18 protein-coding genes are annotated in these 16,384 nt (G+C 60.4%); 5 read left to right on the forward strand and 13 right to left on the reverse strand.

Translation table 11 applies throughout. From position 1 onward, the window contains the following. Positions 1-8 precede the first annotated feature (8 nt). The 4 genes from dxs to FHX05_RS11510 all read right to left on the reverse strand — a co-directional run bounded on the left by dxs (position 9) and on the right by FHX05_RS11510 (position 4,254). Entirely contained in the window at positions 9-1,925 is a 1,917-nt protein-coding gene (dxs, locus tag FHX05_RS11495; protein ID WP_183871753.1) for a 1-deoxy-D-xylulose-5-phosphate synthase, read from the reverse strand. Between the two features lie 125 nt (positions 1,926-2,050). After that, entirely contained in the window at positions 2,051-2,974 is a 924-nt protein-coding gene (locus FHX05_RS11500; protein WP_183871755.1) for a pirin family protein, read from the reverse strand. Between the two features lie 84 nt (positions 2,975-3,058). Continuing rightward, the gene (locus tag FHX05_RS11505; RefSeq protein WP_015339025.1) at positions 3,059-3,310 is read right to left on the reverse strand and encodes an exodeoxyribonuclease VII small subunit; all 252 of its coding nucleotides are present in this window, start codon (positions 3,308-3,310) and stop codon (positions 3,059-3,061) included. A gap of 2 nt (positions 3,311-3,312) precedes the next feature. Continuing rightward, complete coding sequence (locus tag FHX05_RS11510) at positions 3,313-4,254, reverse strand: histone deacetylase family protein (protein WP_183871757.1); 942 nt, start codon at positions 4,252-4,254, stop codon at positions 3,313-3,315. A 168-nt stretch (positions 4,255-4,422) separates the two neighbouring features. Here FHX05_RS11510 and FHX05_RS11515 point away from each other — a divergent pair, with 168 nt between their 5' ends. Continuing rightward, positions 4,423-4,824: an acyl-CoA thioesterase gene (locus tag FHX05_RS11515; protein ID WP_183871759.1), complete on the forward strand. Its 402-nt coding sequence runs from the start codon at positions 4,423-4,425 to the stop codon at positions 4,822-4,824. An 8-nt stretch (positions 4,825-4,832) separates the two neighbouring features. On the opposite strand, the gene FHX05_RS11520 is transcribed toward FHX05_RS11515, so the two are convergent. Genes FHX05_RS11520 through FHX05_RS11530 form a run of 3 tightly spaced genes read right to left on the reverse strand, consistent with a single transcriptional unit; the run spans position 4,833 to position 6,698 of the window. Further along, positions 4,833-5,390, reverse strand: a complete 558-nt coding sequence (locus FHX05_RS11520; RefSeq protein ID WP_112397993.1) for a biotin transporter BioY — start codon at positions 5,388-5,390, stop codon at positions 4,833-4,835. A gap of 28 nt (positions 5,391-5,418) precedes the next feature. Next, the gene (locus FHX05_RS11525; protein ID WP_183871761.1) at positions 5,419-6,021 is read right to left on the reverse strand and encodes an energy-coupling factor transporter transmembrane protein EcfT; all 603 of its coding nucleotides are present in this window, start codon (positions 6,019-6,021) and stop codon (positions 5,419-5,421) included. Next, positions 6,021-6,698 carry an energy-coupling factor ABC transporter ATP-binding protein gene (locus tag FHX05_RS11530; protein ID WP_183871763.1) on the reverse strand — a complete coding sequence of 226 codons (678 nt, stop codon included), beginning with the start codon at positions 6,696-6,698 and terminating at the stop codon, positions 6,021-6,023. Before FHX05_RS11530 ends, FHX05_RS11525 begins: the two co-directional genes overlap by 1 nt. Before the next feature lie 208 nt (positions 6,699-6,906). On the opposite strand from FHX05_RS11530, the gene FHX05_RS11535 reads away from it, so the two are divergent. The 3 genes from FHX05_RS11535 to FHX05_RS11545 all read left to right on the forward strand — a co-directional run bounded on the left by FHX05_RS11535 (position 6,907) and on the right by FHX05_RS11545 (position 9,852). Further along, positions 6,907-8,097, forward strand: coding sequence for a winged helix-turn-helix domain-containing protein (locus FHX05_RS11535; RefSeq protein WP_183710897.1), 1,191 nt, complete (start codon positions 6,907-6,909; stop codon positions 8,095-8,097). Between the two features lie 73 nt (positions 8,098-8,170). Next, entirely contained in the window at positions 8,171-9,229 is a 1,059-nt protein-coding gene (locus FHX05_RS11540; protein WP_183871765.1) for a dipeptidase, read from the forward strand. 77 nt (positions 9,230-9,306) lie between these two features. Beyond that, entirely contained in the window at positions 9,307-9,852 is a 546-nt protein-coding gene (locus FHX05_RS11545) for a GNAT family protein (protein ID WP_183871767.1), read from the forward strand. Positions 9,853-9,975: 123 nt separating this feature from the next. Here the strand turns inward: FHX05_RS11545 and ribB are convergent, their stop codons facing one another. Then, positions 9,976-11,079: a 3,4-dihydroxy-2-butanone-4-phosphate synthase gene (gene ribB / locus FHX05_RS11550; RefSeq protein WP_112605961.1), complete on the reverse strand. Its 1,104-nt coding sequence runs from the start codon at positions 11,077-11,079 to the stop codon at positions 9,976-9,978. 10 nt (positions 11,080-11,089) lie between these two features. Beyond that, positions 11,090-12,187, reverse strand: a complete 1,098-nt coding sequence (gene aroC, locus FHX05_RS11555) for a chorismate synthase (RefSeq protein ID WP_112605958.1) — start codon at positions 12,185-12,187, stop codon at positions 11,090-11,092. Positions 12,188-12,494: 307 nt separating this feature from the next. Here aroC and FHX05_RS11560 point away from each other — a divergent pair, with 307 nt between their 5' ends. After that, positions 12,495-12,755 carry a DUF1344 domain-containing protein gene (locus tag FHX05_RS11560; RefSeq protein WP_015339036.1) on the forward strand — a complete coding sequence of 87 codons (261 nt, stop codon included), beginning with the start codon at positions 12,495-12,497 and terminating at the stop codon, positions 12,753-12,755. Positions 12,756-12,865: 110 nt separating this feature from the next. Here the strand turns inward: FHX05_RS11560 and FHX05_RS11565 are convergent, their stop codons facing one another. From FHX05_RS11565 to FHX05_RS11580, 4 genes are all read right to left on the reverse strand, one after another. Beyond that, on the reverse strand, positions 12,866-13,462 hold the full coding sequence (locus FHX05_RS11565; protein ID WP_183871769.1) for a histidine phosphatase family protein: 597 nt from the start codon (positions 13,460-13,462) through the stop codon (positions 12,866-12,868). A 17-nt stretch (positions 13,463-13,479) separates the two neighbouring features. Beyond that, the gene (gene fabI / locus FHX05_RS11570) at positions 13,480-14,298 is read right to left on the reverse strand and encodes an enoyl-ACP reductase FabI (protein ID WP_015339039.1); all 819 of its coding nucleotides are present in this window, start codon (positions 14,296-14,298) and stop codon (positions 13,480-13,482) included. Positions 14,299-14,419: 121 nt separating this feature from the next. Then, entirely contained in the window at positions 14,420-15,583 is a 1,164-nt protein-coding gene (locus FHX05_RS11575) for a DnaJ domain-containing protein (RefSeq protein ID WP_183871771.1), read from the reverse strand. A gap of 313 nt (positions 15,584-15,896) precedes the next feature. Beyond that, positions 15,897-16,295 carry an RT0821/Lpp0805 family surface protein gene (locus FHX05_RS11580; RefSeq protein WP_210293647.1) on the reverse strand — a complete coding sequence of 133 codons (399 nt, stop codon included), beginning with the start codon at positions 16,293-16,295 and terminating at the stop codon, positions 15,897-15,899. Between the last annotated feature and the right edge of the window lie 89 nt (positions 16,296-16,384).

Raw genomic sequence — 16,384 nt, forward strand, 5'->3', positions numbered from 1 at the left:
TTCGCGCCTTATCCGGCGGCTCCAACGATGCGGCCGCGGCCGAGCGCGCGGAATACCGTTTGCACGATGCCGGCACGATCGAGGCCAGCCATGGCGTTCATGACCTCAGGCTTGGCCTGTTCCATCCAGATATCGGGCATGACCAGCGAGCGGATTTTCAGGCCGCTGTCGAGCAGACCTTCATTGGCAAGGAACTGCATGACCTGACTGCCGAAACCGCCGACCGAGCCTTCCTCGATGGTGATCAGGATCTCGTGATGGGCGGCAAGCTGGCGGATGAGATCGTGGTCGAGCGGCTTGGCGAAGCGTGCGTCCGCAACCGTCGTCGAAAGCCCGGCAGCGTCCAGATCTTCGGCGGCGGCAAGGCTATCGGCCAGGCGCGTACCGAAGGAGAGCAGGGCGACCTTCGTGCCCTGCTTGATGACGCGACCCTTGCCGATTTCGAGGATTTGACCGCGCTCCGGCAGATCGACGCCGACGCCTTCACCGCGCGGATAGCGGAAGGAGATCGGGCCGAGATCATAGGCGGCGGCTGTGCGCACCATATGCTTGAGTTCCGCCTCATCGGCTGCGGCCATGACGACGAAGCCGGGCAGGGCGGCCAGGAAAGCGGTGTCGAAAGAGCCGGCATGCGTGGGGCCATCGGCGCCGACGAAGCCGGCGCGGTCGATCGGGAAGCGCACCGGCAGGCCCTGAATGGCCACATCATGCACCACCTGGTCATAGGCGCGTTGCAGGAAGGTGGAGTAAAGGGCAGCAAAGGGCTTGTAACCTTCGGCGGCGAGGCCGGCAGCGAAGGTCACGGCATGCTGCTCGGCGATACCGACGTCGAAACAGCGCTTCGGAAAGAATTCCTGCAGCTTGTCGAGGCCGGTGCCGTTCGGCATGGCGGCGGTAATGCCGACGATCTTGTCATCGAGGGTCGCCTCCTGCACCAAAGCGTCCGCAAAGACGCTTGTGTAGCTTGGCGCATTCGGCTTCACTTTCGTCTGTGCACCCGTGATGACGTCGAACTTGTTGACGCCATGATATTTGTCTGCGGCCGCCTCGGCGGGCGCATAGCCCTTGCCCTTCTGCGTCACGACGTGGATCAGCACCGGGCCTTGCGCATTGTCGCGCACATTGCGCAGCACCGGAAGCAGATGCTCGAAGGAATGGCCGTCGATCGGGCCGATATGGTAGAAGCCCATTTCCTCGAACATGGTGCCGCCGGTCACATAGCCCCGTGCGTGCTCGACCGCCCGGGTGATGGCGCGGTCAACCTTCTTGCCGAGATAGGCGGTCAGTTTCTTTCCAAAGTCCCGGAAGCCCATATAGGTGCGGCCGGAGGCGAGGCGCGCGAGATAGGCGCTCATCGCTCCCGTCGGCGGGGCGATCGACATATCGTTGTCGTTGAGGATGACGATCAGCCGCGCATCGAGCGCGCCGGCATTGTTCAGAGCTTCATAGGCCATGCCGGCCGACATGGCGCCGTCGCCGATGACGGCGATCACGCGGCGGTCGGTATTATCGAGCTCGGCGGCAACCGCCATGCCCAGACCGGCCGAAATGGATGTCGAGGAGTGCGCGGCGCCGAAGGGATCGTATTCGCTCTCGGCTCGGCGCGTGAAGCCGGAAAGACCGCCTTCCTGGCGCAGCGTGCGAATGCGGTCGCGGCGCCCGGTCAGGATCTTGTGCGGATAACACTGGTGCCCGACATCGAAGATGAGGCGGTCGTTCGGCGTATTGAAGACGCTGTGGATTGCAATGGTCAGCTCGACCACGCCGAGGCCGGCGCCAAGATGTCCGCCGGTGCGCGATACCGCATCGATCATCTCATCGCGGACTTCGCGGGCGAGTTGCGGCAATTCCCGGTCCTCCAGCTTTCGCAGGTCGGAAGGATATTGGACCCGGTCCAGCAGGGGCGTCTGTGGCATTTGTGTCAAGGCTGAAGCCTCTTTCTTGCTATTCTTGGGCGGTTGTCCGCCTTTACGTCAAAACAGATTGCGACAAAAGGCGCCGAATTCAAGGTACTCCCGAACAAGAAACATGTGGGAATGTTATGAACCCGTTAGCCCTCCGGCAGGGGAATGAACTCTTCCTCGTCGCCCGGCACGATATCGAAGCGGCCTGTACGCCATTCTTCCTTGGCCTTTTCGATACGCTCCTTTGAGGACGAGACGAAATTCCACCAGATATAGCGCTTCGAATTGAGCGCTGCACCGCCAAAAAGCATAAGATGACAGCCTTTTTCGGCGGCCTCCAGCGTTATCGCATCGCCGGGTCGGAAGACGAGGAGCTGATCCTGTTCGAAACGGTCGCCGGCGACGACAAGCGAACCGGAGAGAATGTAGACGGCACGCTCCTCATGCGCTGCCCCAAAAGGAAACGTCGTGTTCGGCTGGAGCTGAAGATCGACATAGAGCGTATCGGTGAATGATTTCACCGGCGATTTCAGGCCTTCGAAATCGCCGATGACAACGCGCCCGCTCACGCCGCCGTCGGCGATCGTTGGTAAGTCATCCTTTTCCGTATGGGCGAAGGAGGGATCGATCTCCTCCTTGTCGTCGGGCAGCGCCAGCCACGTCTGCAAGCCGGACATGGAAAACGGATGGTCGCGCAGGTTCTCCGGCGTGCGCTCGGAATGCACGATGCCGCGCCCGGCCGTCATCAGGTTGATGTCGCCGGGGCGGATCACCTTGGCGGTGCCGAGGCTATCCATATGGCGGATTTCGCCGTCGAACAGATAGGTGACGGTGGAAAGGCCGATATGCGGATGCGGGCGCACGTCGAGCGCCTGATCCGGCCGTAAAATGGCAGGCCCCATGCGATCGAAGAAAATGAACGGCCCCACCAGTCGCCGCCGGCTGCTCGGAAGTGCGCGCCGCACGGAGAAGCCGCCGAGGTCGCTGGTGCGCGGTATAATCAGATTTTCGATCGCGTCGCAGGCGAAGGCATCACCGGCCTGCGGATCGTTGCCTGGGAAGAAGGACATAACGGCTCTCCTTTCGGTCGGAACGCAACCTACCGGGCCAACCTACCGGCAATGTCACCCAAACTCAAATTTTCCCGCTTCGTCTCAAGCGCCATCCAGCGCTTCTGTGCCTTGAGGCTTGCCGGCGCGGTCGAGCCTGATCTTCTCGATGCGGTTTTCCGCGGCCGAAAGGAGTGCCTCGCAATGCTTCTTCAGCGCTTCGCCCCGCTCGTAGATCGAAATGGATTCGTCGAGCGCCACGTCGCCGCGCTCAAGCCGGGCCACGATGCTTTCAAGCTCCGCCACGGCCTTCTCGAAGGAATAGCCTGATACATCTGCCTTGGCGTTCTCGCTCATCGTCAACCTCTCATCATGCGCAGAATATGCATTCCCGCCGACTCGGCGAGACCTTCCAGATCATAGCCGCCTTCGAGCAGGCTGACGACCCGGTTCTTGGCGCTTCGGTCAGCGATCTCGAGCAGCCGCCCCGTCGCCCAGTCGAAATCCTCGCCCGTCAGGTTCAATTGCGCCAGGGGATCGCGGTGGTGGGCGTCAAACCCGGCCGAGATGATGATGAGGTCGGGGCTGAAGTCGGTGAGCGCCGGCAAAACGCGCGACTTGAAGGCCTCGCGGAAATGATCGCCGCCGGTATTGGGCGACAGCGGCGCATTGACGATGGTGTTGTGCGTGCCCCGCTCCTCCTTCTTGCCCGTGCCCGGATAGAGCGGCATCTGATGGGTGGAGCAGAAGAGCACGGACGGATCGTCCCAGAAGATGTCCTGCGTGCCGTTGCCGTGGTGCACGTCCCAATCGACGATGGCGACGCGCTCGGCGCCGTGGGCCTTTTGTCCATGGCGGGCGGCAATCGCGGCATTGTTGAAGAAACAGAAGCCCATGGCCTTGGTCTTCTCGGCATGGTGGCCGGGCGGGCGGGCCGCGACGAAGACATTGTCGGCCGCACCGGAGAAGACGTCGTCGACCGCCGCCATGGCGCCGCCGACGCCATGCATGATCGCCTGCAACGTCTTCGGGCTCGCATATGTATCGGCTTCCAGCTGGTTGATCTCGCCGTCGTCGCCCCTGTCCGGCATCGAGCGCAGCACGAACTCCAGATGCTCCTCAGGGTGGGCAAGCAGGACTGCATCCTCATGCGCGGCAGGCGCTTTTCGCCGATCCAGCCGCTCGAAATTTGGATGCTCCAGCGCGATGTTCAGCGATCGCAGCCGATCCGGCCGTTCGGGGTGACCTGCTGGAACGATGTGTTCAAGGAAGATCGGATGTTCGTAAAGACGTGTGCTCATGGGGCCAATCTATAAATGAGGTGTGACGCCTATTACAGGACATGGACCATGTCACTACAATGTCAACAATCCATCTTAACCACTTTGGAATGGCGCCCGTTTACTTATCGAAGCGTGGTGTTAAGCTTTCGTTAAGGTCAGTATGGCGTCGGCCAGGGTTATTGCGTCATGGCAAGAATAGAGCGATCCGATGTCATCGAGGTAAGGGTGCCGCCGCGCGATGTCGACCGGCACGGCCAGATGTTTATCGCATCCTATATCTCACAGGCAGAGACCGCGCTCTCGAACTTCTGGCGCACGAGGCCGCTTGTCGACGACGAGCCCGTCTACATCGCCAAGAAGGTATCCTGTTCGCTGCACCGTGCCTTGCACTATGATGAACTCGCCCGCTACTCGATCAGTGTCAACAAGATCGGCGGCAAGTCGGTCGGTTTCGTCGTGGCGGTCGAAACAGGCAACGAACTGGCGGCGGAAGTGGAAATCCTCTGGCTTGCGGTGCGCGGCGACGAGCATGATCCCGTGCCGCTGCCGGAAGACACGCGCGACTGGCTCTATAAATATCTGGCTTGAGCCGAGTTTTAGCTGCGCTGCGGCAGAAGCGGATAGCCGACCATGACGGCGCGGCCGACCAGGGCCGCGACCACGGCCTTGACGATATCGCCCGGCACGAAGCCCAGAGACCCGATAAACGCCTTGCCGAAGCCGATATTGATGGCGAGCCAGGCAATGCCCAATGCATAGAGCACCACGACACCGCCAATGACGGCAGCGATGAAGAAGCCGACGCCTTGAACGAGGCCGCTCTGCTCCGGCTTCACCAATCTCTCGGAGAGATAGCCGGTGACGAAGGCTGCGAATATCCAGCCGACGAAGAAGCCGGCCGTCGGGCCGGCAAACACTGCAAGACCGCCGCGTCCGCCCGACAGCACCGGTAGGCCGATGCTGACAAGAACGACCACGAGCAATACCGCGATCGCGCCACGCCTTGCGCCTAGCACGACACCGGCAAGCATGACGCCGAGAGATTGTGCCGTGATCGGAACCGGAATGATGCCGATCGGGATGGGCGGCAAGAGGCCGAGCGCCACGATGATGGCGGCAAACAGCGCCGAGAGGACGAGATCGCGGGTGTTCATGGCGGTTCCTTCCAACAAAGTCCCATGTTCATTGACGCCGAATGCCGCGCGCGTCAATCGCCGCCGCGATGTTGTCCGCATCGCGCAGTGTCAGGATGATCAGCGGCGCGAGCGTGGTTGCGAGGCGAATCTTGATCCCGCGGGCCTGATGCGCTTCACGGATTGCGCGGTAGCGATCGAGAATTTCAGGCACAAAACGGATGACGAGGCCGATCGCAAGGCCGATATCAGCGGCTTTCAGCAGGCCGAGCCTTTCGAGCGGCGTGGCAAGGGCGGTGATCTCATCAATGAAAGCAGCCATCGATGTCGTCGCCGTCACCGTGGCGGCAAATAGCGCCAGCGCGGTCAATCGCAGCGCCATAACGATGACTGCGTGCAGCGGGCCGACGATTGCCGCGAATATGGCCAGGACGGCAATCGAGACGAGGATAGGTCGTAGCCGCTTGAGCGCCTCTGCAACTGGCAGCCCACTGCGAAGATAAAGGGCGGCACCGACAAGGTTTGCGCAGGCAAGCACCGGGATAGACTGGGTCAGGAACAGCAGGAGGCCGAGTGCGGCAAGCGCCAGCAGCTTCACGCGCGGCGAAAGCCGGTGTAGCCATGTATCGACATCGACATGCAGTGTCTGCATCAGCCTGCCATCTCCTTGTAGCGGGCGATGGCCTCCATTGCGGGCGCGTCGGCAACAAGCCGGCCCTGGTCGAACAGCAGCACACGGTCGAAATCCTCAAGTAGCGGCAGGTCGTGGCTGATGACGATGACATTCTCTGGAAGCGTTGCCATGGTCTTCTGAACGAGCGCCCGATTCTTCAGATCGAGCTGATTTGTCGGTTCGTCCAGAATGAGGATATCCGGGCCGGTGACCAGTACCGAGCAGAGTGCGGCCATCTGCAACTCACCACCGGAAAGCTCATGTGCCCGCCGCGCGCTGAGATGGCTAACGCCAAAACGGTCAAGAATGCCCTCGACCGCGGTTTCGATCTGCGCCTTGTCATATCCGCGCGCCTTGAGCCCAAAGGCGATGTCGTCGCGCACGATGGGCAGGATGATCTGGTTCTGCGGCGACTGGAAGATATAGCCGACCTTGCCGAGCACTTTGGCAGCGTCACCGACGGTGTCGAGCCCGTCGACCACGACCCGCCCGCTCGTCGGCTTGACAAGCCCGTTGATCAGCCGCGCAAAGGTTGTCTTTCCGGAGCCGTTGAGACCGATGACGCCAATACGACGCTCTTGAAGCGTCAGGCTCAGCGGAAACAGCGCAGTGCGCTTGCCGTAATCGACGCCGGCATTTTCGAAGCGGATGTCCAAGCGGCTTCCTTGTTCGGTAAGCTGGAGCGGTTCAGCGTTTCACGGAACCTCAGAGCCGCTCCAGCCTTTTATTGTCTCGCAATCCCGGACGGAAAACCGCTACGCACTTTTCCTGGAGTTGCTCTATCGCGGAGCTATAGCGCATCGCCTCGATTTATCAAATCGGGGCCTCTTTGAAAGCATGGGAATTTATGCCTATGATCCGCGTATGACGAATCTGCTCTCGAATCGTGACGCCCGCCGCGTGTTCCTTGCCAAGCAGGGGCTTGCCAATCCGCCGAACCGCGCCTTGACCAAGGCCGGCCTGCTGCAGCTCATCCATGACATCGGCTTCGTGCAGGTCGATAGCATAGGCACCGTCGAGCGTGCCCATCACCAGATCCTGTTTTCGCGCAACCAGACCTATCGGCGCGAGCACCTGACGGAACTTCTGGAAAAGGACGGCGCGCTCTTCGAGAACTGGACGCACGACGCCTCCATTCTACCGAGCGCATTCTTCGTCTATTGGAAGCACCGTTTTCGCCGCGAGGAAGCGGCGATTATCGAACGCTGGCGGAAATGGCGCGGCGAGGGGTTCGAGGCGGCTTTCGAGGAAACCTACGAGCGCGTGCTGAAGAACGGCGCGATCACCGCCCGCGAGGTCAAGGCGGAAGATCATGTCTCCGGTGGCTGGTGGAACTGGCACCCCAACAAGACGGCGCTCGAATATTTCTGGCGCACCGGCAAGTTCGCGATCGCCGGCCGCACCAATTTCCAGAAGGTCTATGACCTCGTGGAGCGTGTGCTGCCGGCCCATTTCCATGAGCCGGAAGTGGAGCATGACGAATTTGTCGATTGGGCCTGCCGCAGCGCGCTGCAGCGTCTCGGCTTTGCGACCTCAGGCGAGATTGCCGCCTTCTGGGATCTGGTGACGCCGCAGGAGGCCAAGAGCTGGGTCGAGACGCATCGCGACGAGCTGACCGAAGTGCTGATCGAGCCTGCCGCTGGCGGCAAGCCTCGCCCTTCGCTTGCTTTCCTCGACTTTCATGACACGCTCGACAGTCACGCCGAAGCGCCGGCGCGTATCCGCGTCCTCAGCCCCTTCGATCCCACGCTGCGCGATCGCAATCGCACCGAACGCCTGTTCGGCTTCTTCTACCGCATCGAGATTTTCGTGCCGGAACCGAAGCGTGAATACGGCTATTACGTTTTTCCGCTCCTCGAAGGAGACCGTCTGATCGGACGGATCGATATGAAGGCCGACCGCAAGGCGGGAACGCTTGACGTCAAGCGCCTGTGGCTTGAACCGGGCGTCAAGGCATCGGCCGGCCGGCTGGAGAAGCTGGAAGCTGAGCTGGAGCGTATTGCCCGTTTCACCGGCGTCGAGAAGGTCGTGTTTCTCGAAGGCTGGCGGGGATGACCCTTGCTTTTCGAGAGATCGGTGGTGAGCGGCATCCGGGGAACGGCCGCTGATTTTTGGGGACAGCGATCGCATGGATAATGTTCGGATTTTCGATGGGCATAATGATGCGGTCCAGTTCATGCTGGACTATAGACCCGACGGCCGTGATTTTCTGGTTCGGTCCGAGACAGGGCATCTCGATCTTCCGCGGGCGCTCGAAGGTGGCTTGGCTGGCGGATTGTTTGCGATGTACGCCGCGCCGGACCAAGAGCCGGTGGATGACCTGACGATCACCCATGATGGCTACGAGGTTCGCTATGCTGAAGCTTTGCATCCGGACCATGCCCGCCGGCAAATCGACGGACAGCTTTCGGCCATAAAGAAGCTGATTGGACGTTCGGGCGATAAAATACGCCTTGCAACGAGCGCCGGTGAGATCGAGACGGCACGATATGACGGCGCCTTTGCCATCGTGCTCCATATGGAAGGCGCCGACGCCATCGGCCCCGATCTCGGCTATCTGGACAGCCTGCACAATGCCGGCCTTCGATCCCTGGGCATTGTCTGGAGCCGCCCGAATATCTTTGGTTACGGCGTTCCGTTCGCCTATCCGAGATCGCCAGATACTGGACCCGGCCTCACCGATTTGGGAAAGAGCCTGGTCAGAAGATGCAATGAATTGGGGATCATGATCGATGTTTCCCATCTGAACGAGCGCGGATTTTGGGACGTGGCCGCATTGAGTACCGCTCCGCTCGTCGCCACCCACGCCTGCGCCCATGCCATATGTCCGTCGACCCGAAACCTCACCGACCGGCAATTGGATGCCATCCGCGATACAGGCGGCGTCGTCGGGCTGAATCTTGCCGTCAACGATATCCGCGCGGATGCTAATCTTGACGAGGACACCCCGCTCGAGGCCGTTATTCGCCAGATCGATTACCTCATCGCTCGCGTTGGACCCGAGGGGGTCGCTTTGGGATCGGATTTCGATGGTGCCGTCATGCCCCGCGAGATCAAGGACGCAAGCGGCTTGCCGCGTCTCCTTGACGCCATGCGCAAAAGTGGTTTCGACGAGCTGACCTTGCGAAAATTCGCGTATGACAATTGGCTTCGCGTGTTCAGCCTCACATGGCCGGATCGATCATGAGCTTTGTCACCTCCTCCTTGAGAGGACATGGCTAACTAAGTCCAATAGGCAGAAGAGCATCCGAGGAGGAGAGTTCATTGTCGTCGCTGATTCTAAAAGGCCGTAATGTCAGGCTCCGCCCGCCATGTGCCGAGGACGCCGATGAGCGCCTCCTCTTGGGCACCAATGCCGAGATCGCGGAAATGTATGGCGTCAACAAGGAGGATATCAAGCCCATCACTCGGGAGGCTGCGGTCAGATGGGTTCATGGTATTGCCGATCACCCTCACGCATGGGTTATCGAGATCAATGGCGCCTTTGCCGGCGAAATCAGATTGGACAACATCAATCTTCAGGACAAGCGCGCGACGATGGCGATCGGTATCAGTAATCCCGCCTTGCTTGGCAAAGGGTTTGGCACGGAAGCGATCACTCTCCTGTTACGCCATGCCTTCAGCGATATGGGGCTGCACCGCATCGGAATACGCGTGCTCGCCTACAATCAGCGTGCCATCCGCGCCTACGAGAAATGCGGCTTCGTTGTCGAGGGAAGGGAGCGGGAGACGGCCTATGTCAACGGCAGCTGGCACGATGACATCATGATGGGGCTGCTCGATCGCGAATTTTCGGCACCTTCCCCGTGAAGGGGGGAGGTCGCCGCAAAGCGGCGGGTGGAGGTGACAATTGTTTGGCTACAAACATCGACGCGATCACCCCACCCCGGAGCGCTGATCTTTCACCCTCCCCATCAAGGGGAGGGTGAAAGATCAGCAGATCTCCGTCTTGGCGATCTTGATCCCGAAACCTTCCAGGCCGACATAGTGCCGCTCGCGGCTGGTGAGCAGCTTGATCGAGCTGACGCCGAGATCCTTCAGGATCTGGGCACCGAGGCCGATTTCCAGCCATTCGCTATCCCGCGTCTGCGCTTCGGCATGCGCCTCGCGGCCGGCCTGGCGCGATTTGCGGCCGTTGTCGAAATGGCCGACGCCGACAGAGCCCTCACGCAGATAGACGATGATGCCGCGGCCCTCTTCGGCGATCTTTTTCATGTAGAAATCGACCGGGCTGTTCTTGCCGAAAATATCCTCGGCAACGTTCTCCGGATGCAGGCGGACCGGAATGTCGATACCGTCGCGGATGTCACCGAAGACAACGGCAAGGTGCTGCATTGGATCCCAGGGCAGCGAATAGGTATGGGCGCGCGCCTTGCCGAACGGAGTCTCGACATCAAAGCTGGCGCCGAGTTCGATCAGCGTTTCCTTCCGCTGGCGATAGGCGATGAGATCGGCGACCGAAACAAGCTTCAGCCCATGCTGCTCGGCGAAGCTCACCACCTGCTGACCGCGCGTGACGGTGCCATCGTCATTGACGAGCTCGCAGATGACGCCGATCGGCGGCAGGCCGGCAAGCTTGCAAAGATCGACCGCAGCTTCCGTATGGCCCGAACGCATCAGCACGCCACCTTCGCGGGCAACGAGCGGGAAGATATGGCCTGGGCGGACGAAATCTGTGGGACCGACATTCGGGTTGGCGAGGTTGCGCACCGTCAGCGTGCGGTCGTCGGCGGAAATACCGGTCGTGGTCCCATGCTTGAAGTCGACGGAAACGGTGAAGGCCGTCGTATGTGCTGAGTCGTTTTCTGCGACCATGGCATTGAGGTTGAGCCGCTTGGCTTCTTCGCGCGGCATCGGCGTGCAGACGATACCAGAGGTGTGGCGAACGATGAAGGCCATCTTGTCGGGCGTGCAGTGTACGGCGGCAACGATCAGGTCGCCTTCGTTTTCGCGGTCGTTATCGTCCATGACGACGACGATCTCGCCGGCTTCGAAAGCCCGGATGGCATCGACAACGCGCTTCTGGTCATACGGCATCTCGAAATTCCTATCTCTGCTGGCCTGTCTGGCCGCGATCTCTCAGATAATGGTCGGCAACCGCGCAGGCAACCATGGCTTCGCCGATCGGCACCGCACGAATGCCGACGCATGGATCGTGGCGGCCCTTGGTGCGCACATCGACGTTGTTGCCATCGGCATCGATCGACTGGCGTTCCGTCAGGATCGACGAAGTCGGCTTGATGGCAAAGCGTGCGACGATGGGCTCGCCTGTGGAAATACCGCCCAGGATGCCACCGGCGTGATTGGACAGGAAAATGCGCTTGCCGTCATTGCCCATCCTCATCGCATCGGCATTTTCCTCGCCTGTGAGTTCGGCGGAGGCGAAGCCTTCCCCGATTTCGACGCCCTTGACGGCGTTGATCGACATCAGCAGCGAGGCGATATCCTGATCGAGCTTGCCGTAGATCGGAGCGCCAAGCCCGGCCGGCACGCCTTCGGCCACGACTTCGACGACTGCGCCGATCGAGGAGCCTGCCTTGCGGATGCCGTCGAGATACTCTTCCCACACCGGCACGATTTCCGGATCAGGCGCAAAGAAAGGATTTTGGTCGACCTGGGCCCAGTCCCAATTGGCACGGTTGATCTTATGCTTGCCGATCTGCACCAGCGCGCCGCGAATGGTCGCGCCGGGCACGACAAGACGGGCGATGCCGCCGGCGGCAACACGCGCTGCTGTCTCGCGGGCCGAGGAGCGCCCGCCGCCACGATAATCGCGAATGCCGTATTTGACGTCATAGGTATAGTCGGCATGGCCGGGACGATAGCGTCGGGCGATTTCGCCATAATCCTTCGAACGCTGGTCGGTATTCTCGATCAGCATCGAGATCGGCGTTCCGGTCGAGATCATCGTCTCGCCGTCCTCATCGAGCATGACGCCGGACAGAACCTTCACGAGATCGTCCTCGCGCCGCTGCGTGACGAAGCGCGATTGCCCCGGCTTGCGCTTGTCAAGCCAGGTCTGAATGTCCTGCAGTTTGAAACGGAGGCCCGGAGGGCAGCCGTCGACGACGCAACCAAGCGCCGGGCCGTGGCTTTCGCCCCAGGTGGTGACGCGGAAGAGGTGACCGAATGTGTTATGCGACATGTAAAACGACCGGATTAGCGCAGCCTGACGGCAGGCCGCGTCTTGTCACTTGCAATTGCGGCCCACTCATAGGCCAAAATTCTGACAAGACAAAATCTTTCTTTCAGTTGCCTCGGAAACGGCGCTCAGCCATTTTCTTCCTCAAGCATCGGCATGGTAAACAAAGATTAATCCGAATTGTGGATTGTGACGATGCATTCACCAATTGGGCGGGCGAAGTCATTATTGGGGGCAACTTCCGCCATATTCGACGTGTTTTCTAGGCCGCATAAGAAATCATAATCAATTTACCTGAAGGGTGACGACGATGCGCTTCTTTGTAGCGACGCTTTTGGCCACGGCAAGCCTGCTTGCTCCTGTCGCTGGTTTTGCTGAGAGCGCGGATGTCGAGGCCGTCATCAAGAAGGTCGATGCGAAGAACTTCAATATCACGCTGGATGACGGCAAGAGCTATCAGGTGCCGGAGGATTTCGATTTCAGCGGCCTGCAGGCCGGTGTGAAGGTCGTGGTCTTCTATACGGAAGTCGACGGCAAGCGCGTCGTCAACGATCTTGATATCGTTCAATAAATCCCGGCTTCGCCAGGCACTCACCCGGCGCAGGTGAAATCCAGAGCTTTCGATCGATCGATTTTAAGCGTTCTCCGAAAAAACGGTCCCCGGCCTAATCCCAAACCGCGTTACATCCAGCCGATAATCTTCATTTCCGGATCGACTTTCAGGATCTGGTCCTGATGGATGGGGATTTCGGCCGCCTCTTCCTTTTCGACATCCCCGATCAGGCGAAACAGCGTGCGTATGACGCCGCCATGCGTGACGCAGACCGTCGGACGGTCGATGGACGTCAGCCAGGCGCCAACGCGCCAGGAGAGGATTTCGTAGCTTTCGGCATCATCGCCAGGCGGGATGAAATCCCATTTGTTGGCCTTGCGCTCGGCAAGACGGTCAGGCTCGGTCGCCTTCAATTCCTTGAGAGTAAAGCCTTCCCAGGCCCCGAAGGACACTTCGACCAACCTGTCGTCAGTGCCGTAGTCCTTGGGCGGCAGCCCCATGGCCTGCCGAACGATTTCCATGGTTTCGCGGGTACGCCGCAACGGGCTTGCGACGAAATCGAAGGGGATGCTTTCGAAGGCGAGGATTTCCGCAAGATCGACGCCGTTCTGCCGCGCCTGTTCGCGACCGATGGCGTTCAGATCGATATCCTTCTGCCCTTGCAGCCGGCGCTCGGCATTCCAGTCGGTCTGACCGTGGCGTATCACATAGAGTATGGGTGACACGGTCAGATTCCTGTTGGTCAGTCCTTCGCGACGGAAATGTCGGGCGCGTCCACGGCCTTCATGCCGACCGTGTGATAGCCGGAATCGACGTGGTGGATTTCGCCGGTCACGGCCGTCGACAGATCCGACAGCAGGTAGAGGGCGGAATTGCCGACTTCGTCGATCGTGACAGTCCGCTTCAACGGTGCGTTGTACTCGTTCCACTTCAGGATGTAGCGGAAGTCGCCGATGCCGGACGCTGCGAGCGTCTTGATCGGGCCTGCCGAGATCGCGTTGACGCGGATGCCGCGGCTACCGAGATCGACTGCGAGGTAGCGTACGCTTGCTTCGAGAGCGGCCTTGGCGACGCCCATGACGTTATAATGCGGCATGACCTTCTCCGCACCGTAATAGGTGAGGGTGATCATGGAGCCGCCGTCATTCATGATTCGCTCGGCGCGCTGTGCAACCGCCGTGAAGGAATAGACGGAGATGTCCATCGTCTTCGTGAAATTGTCACGGCTGGTATCGAGATAACGGCCGGTCAGCTCGTCCTTGTCGGAAAACGCAATGGCATGCACGACGAAATCGATCTTGCCCCATTTCGCCTCGAGCGTGTCCATGACGGCATCGATCGTTGCCGGCTCGGTCACGTCGCAATGGCCGGCCATGAAGGCGCCGAGTTCCTGAGCGAGCGGCTCGACGCGCTTCTTCAGGGCATCGCCCTGCCATGTCAATGCAATTTCGGCTCCGGCATCCGAGCAGGCCTTGGCAATACCCCACGCTATCGAACGGTTGTTTGCTACGCCGAGGATGACGCCGCGTTTGCCTGCCATGAGGCCAGTGGCTTGAGCCATATTATGCTCCCTTGAACTTTAGATGAACCTGCCTATGGCATAGGCCGACCCCCGGTTCAAGCATCGTAAAGATCATCAACTGTTAGGGATCGTAACAAAGGGTGCTGTTGTCACCAAAATTTCACAGGAAAAACCCTTCGCGCATACTCCGCATGAGATCCGTGACCTTGTCGTCGGGTTTTTCCCAGAGCATCAGCCGCAATTCGACAATGAGATCGCCTTTTGCGCCATTGCCGTTGGGCAATCCCTCACCGGAAATGCGAATGATCTGATCCGAACCGGACCATGCCGGCACCGTGATCCTGACCGGCCCGTTCAATCCCTCGACGGTTGTCTCGCAGCCAAGGACCGCATTTTCGATGCTGACAGGCAATATGGTGCGCACATCGCTGCCTTCGAGCGTGAAGCGCCCGTCGGTCGACAGATGCACAGTGACGGCGACATCGCCGCGCAGCATGCCCTGCAGTTTCAGCCCCTGGCCCTTGAGGTGCAGCACCTGACCGTTGGAGATATCCGTCGTTGCCTGAAAGCGCGCCTCGCGGCCATCGGGCAGCGGCACGATGATCCAACGGCTCTTCAGCATGTCGTCGAGCGTCACCGTGGCTTCGGCAGCGACCTCCGGGGTTTTTTCCGGTGGCTTTTCGGGCACAGTGCCGCCCGTGATGCGCCGCACCAGAGAGCCGAGGATGCCGAAGGCCGAGCGCGAGCCGGCCGACGCGGAGACCGCTGCGTACTGCTCTTCTTCCATCTGCAGCTCTTCCGATGCTGCGGTAGTGGGCTGTTCCCGCGGCTTTTCCGCCTGTTGTGTGCCGACATCAGCCGTGGCTTGTGCTTGCTGCGCCTGGCCGGTCTTCACTCCGAAAATACGCTCGACCATATCTTCCGGCGATTCGGCGGCATTACCATGTTGGCCGGATGCCGCCGAGGCTGCTGCCTTGCGGGCATTGGCCCGGGCGAGCTCTTCCATGATCTTGTCGGCATTGGCACGCGCGGCCTTGGCTCGTTCGGCGGCCTCCCGTGCCGCCTGCCGTTGCTGTATGATCGTCTGTTCCTGGCTCTGGCCCTTCGCCTCGGCCATACGCGCGATCTGATCGTAGCGGCTGCGCTTCTGGGGATCCTTCAACGTCTCGTAAGCACGGCCGATTTCGGCAAATCGCTCCGAAGCCGTCGGATCGCCAGGATTGTGATCGGGATGAGCAGTCTTTGCCAGATTGCGCCAGGCGGATTTGATTTCGTTCGCCCCCGCATCCTTCCTAACGCCCAGCACTTTATACGGATCCCGCATCTTTCCCGCCATCATTCGTGGGTGTGCCCAGCCCCATCGCAGCACCCCAAGCAAAGAACCAATTGATAGCGCTTCGCCGTCCTGCTTCCTGTCATGGGAGGCAAGGGTGATGCGCCGATGAGCCGATCCTGCGGGAAGAGTTGCTAATCAGGCGTTACGGCGGAGAGGGGCAGCAGATCCCCATTTCGGGGCATGGTTAGCCAATCGCTAACAGGCGGTGCCAAAATCGCAGTCGGACGGAGAGCGCAGATGTCAACATCACGCGTACGGAAGCAAAAATGTTTTGGAGGCGATGGAAACAGGAGAAGGGCGATCAGCCCGCCTGCTGGAAGCTCAGCAACTGCCATTCGCCGAGGCCGACAAGGCAAGTCCTGCCAGAGAAGTTGGCAACACCCTGATAGGAATGCCGGCTCGTGCGGAATTGGCGGCAGACCACGCCGGATGCATTGCTTTCGACAATCGTGTCGATGACGCCGGCGCTGCCGGTCGAGGTGTTTGCCCAGGGTATCGGCTGTCCGTTGAGCTTATTGAGATCCGCCGAGGTGACGGCATTGCGCACTGTGGTCTCGTCGGAGATGCTGTCCGCTGTCACCGGTGCCGTCGGCACGGTGCCTGTCGATACGCTGCGATCCACTTTGGCCGAGCTCAGGTAGTCCATGCCGCCGCCGACGCAGCCGCCAAGGGTGAAAAGGGAGATGAGGGCGACAGCCATCGTTACGCCTTTTGCAAGCTTGCGCTTTGTATGAACGATCGACTTTGCTATGACTTCCACCCGAACTTCTTGGCCAGCCAGAGGGGCCG

The sequence above is a fragment of the Rhizobium sp. BK491 genome, assembly GCF_014194925.1.
Classification (GTDB): domain Bacteria; phylum Pseudomonadota; class Alphaproteobacteria; order Rhizobiales; family Rhizobiaceae; genus Rhizobium.

Coding starts and splice junctions, on each gene's coding strand:
- FHX05_RS11580 (WP_210293647.1), bottom strand. CDS start 16,295: ATGGCTGTCGCCCTCATCTCCCTTTTCACCCTTGGCGGCTGCGTCGGC.
- FHX05_RS11525 (WP_183871761.1), bottom strand. CDS start 6,021: ATGCAGACACTGCATGTCGATGTCGATACATGGCTACACCGGCTTTCG.
- FHX05_RS11560 (WP_015339036.1), top strand. CDS start 12,495: ATGCGCTTCTTTGTAGCGACGCTTTTGGCCACGGCAAGCCTGCTTGCT.
- FHX05_RS11515 (WP_183871759.1), top strand. CDS start 4,423: ATGGCAAGAATAGAGCGATCCGATGTCATCGAGGTAAGGGTGCCGCCG.
- FHX05_RS11535 (WP_183710897.1), top strand. CDS start 6,907: ATGACGAATCTGCTCTCGAATCGTGACGCCCGCCGCGTGTTCCTTGCC.
- FHX05_RS11540 (WP_183871765.1), top strand. CDS start 8,171: ATGGATAATGTTCGGATTTTCGATGGGCATAATGATGCGGTCCAGTTC.
- ribB (WP_112605961.1), bottom strand. CDS start 11,079: ATGCCGTATGACCAGAAGCGCGTTGTCGATGCCATCCGGGCTTTCGAA.
- FHX05_RS11505 (WP_015339025.1), bottom strand. CDS start 3,310: ATGAGCGAGAACGCCAAGGCAGATGTATCAGGCTATTCCTTCGAGAAG.
- FHX05_RS11575 (WP_183871771.1), bottom strand. CDS start 15,583: ATGCGGGATCCGTATAAAGTGCTGGGCGTTAGGAAGGATGCGGGGGCG.
- FHX05_RS11500 (WP_183871755.1), bottom strand. CDS start 2,974: ATGTCCTTCTTCCCAGGCAACGATCCGCAGGCCGGTGATGCCTTCGCC.
- FHX05_RS11520 (WP_112397993.1), bottom strand. CDS start 5,390: ATGAACACCCGCGATCTCGTCCTCTCGGCGCTGTTTGCCGCCATCATC.
- aroC (WP_112605958.1), bottom strand. CDS start 12,187: ATGTCGCATAACACATTCGGTCACCTCTTCCGCGTCACCACCTGGGGC.
- fabI (WP_015339039.1), bottom strand. CDS start 14,298: ATGGCTCAAGCCACTGGCCTCATGGCAGGCAAACGCGGCGTCATCCTC.
- FHX05_RS11510 (WP_183871757.1), bottom strand. CDS start 4,254: ATGAGCACACGTCTTTACGAACATCCGATCTTCCTTGAACACATCGTT.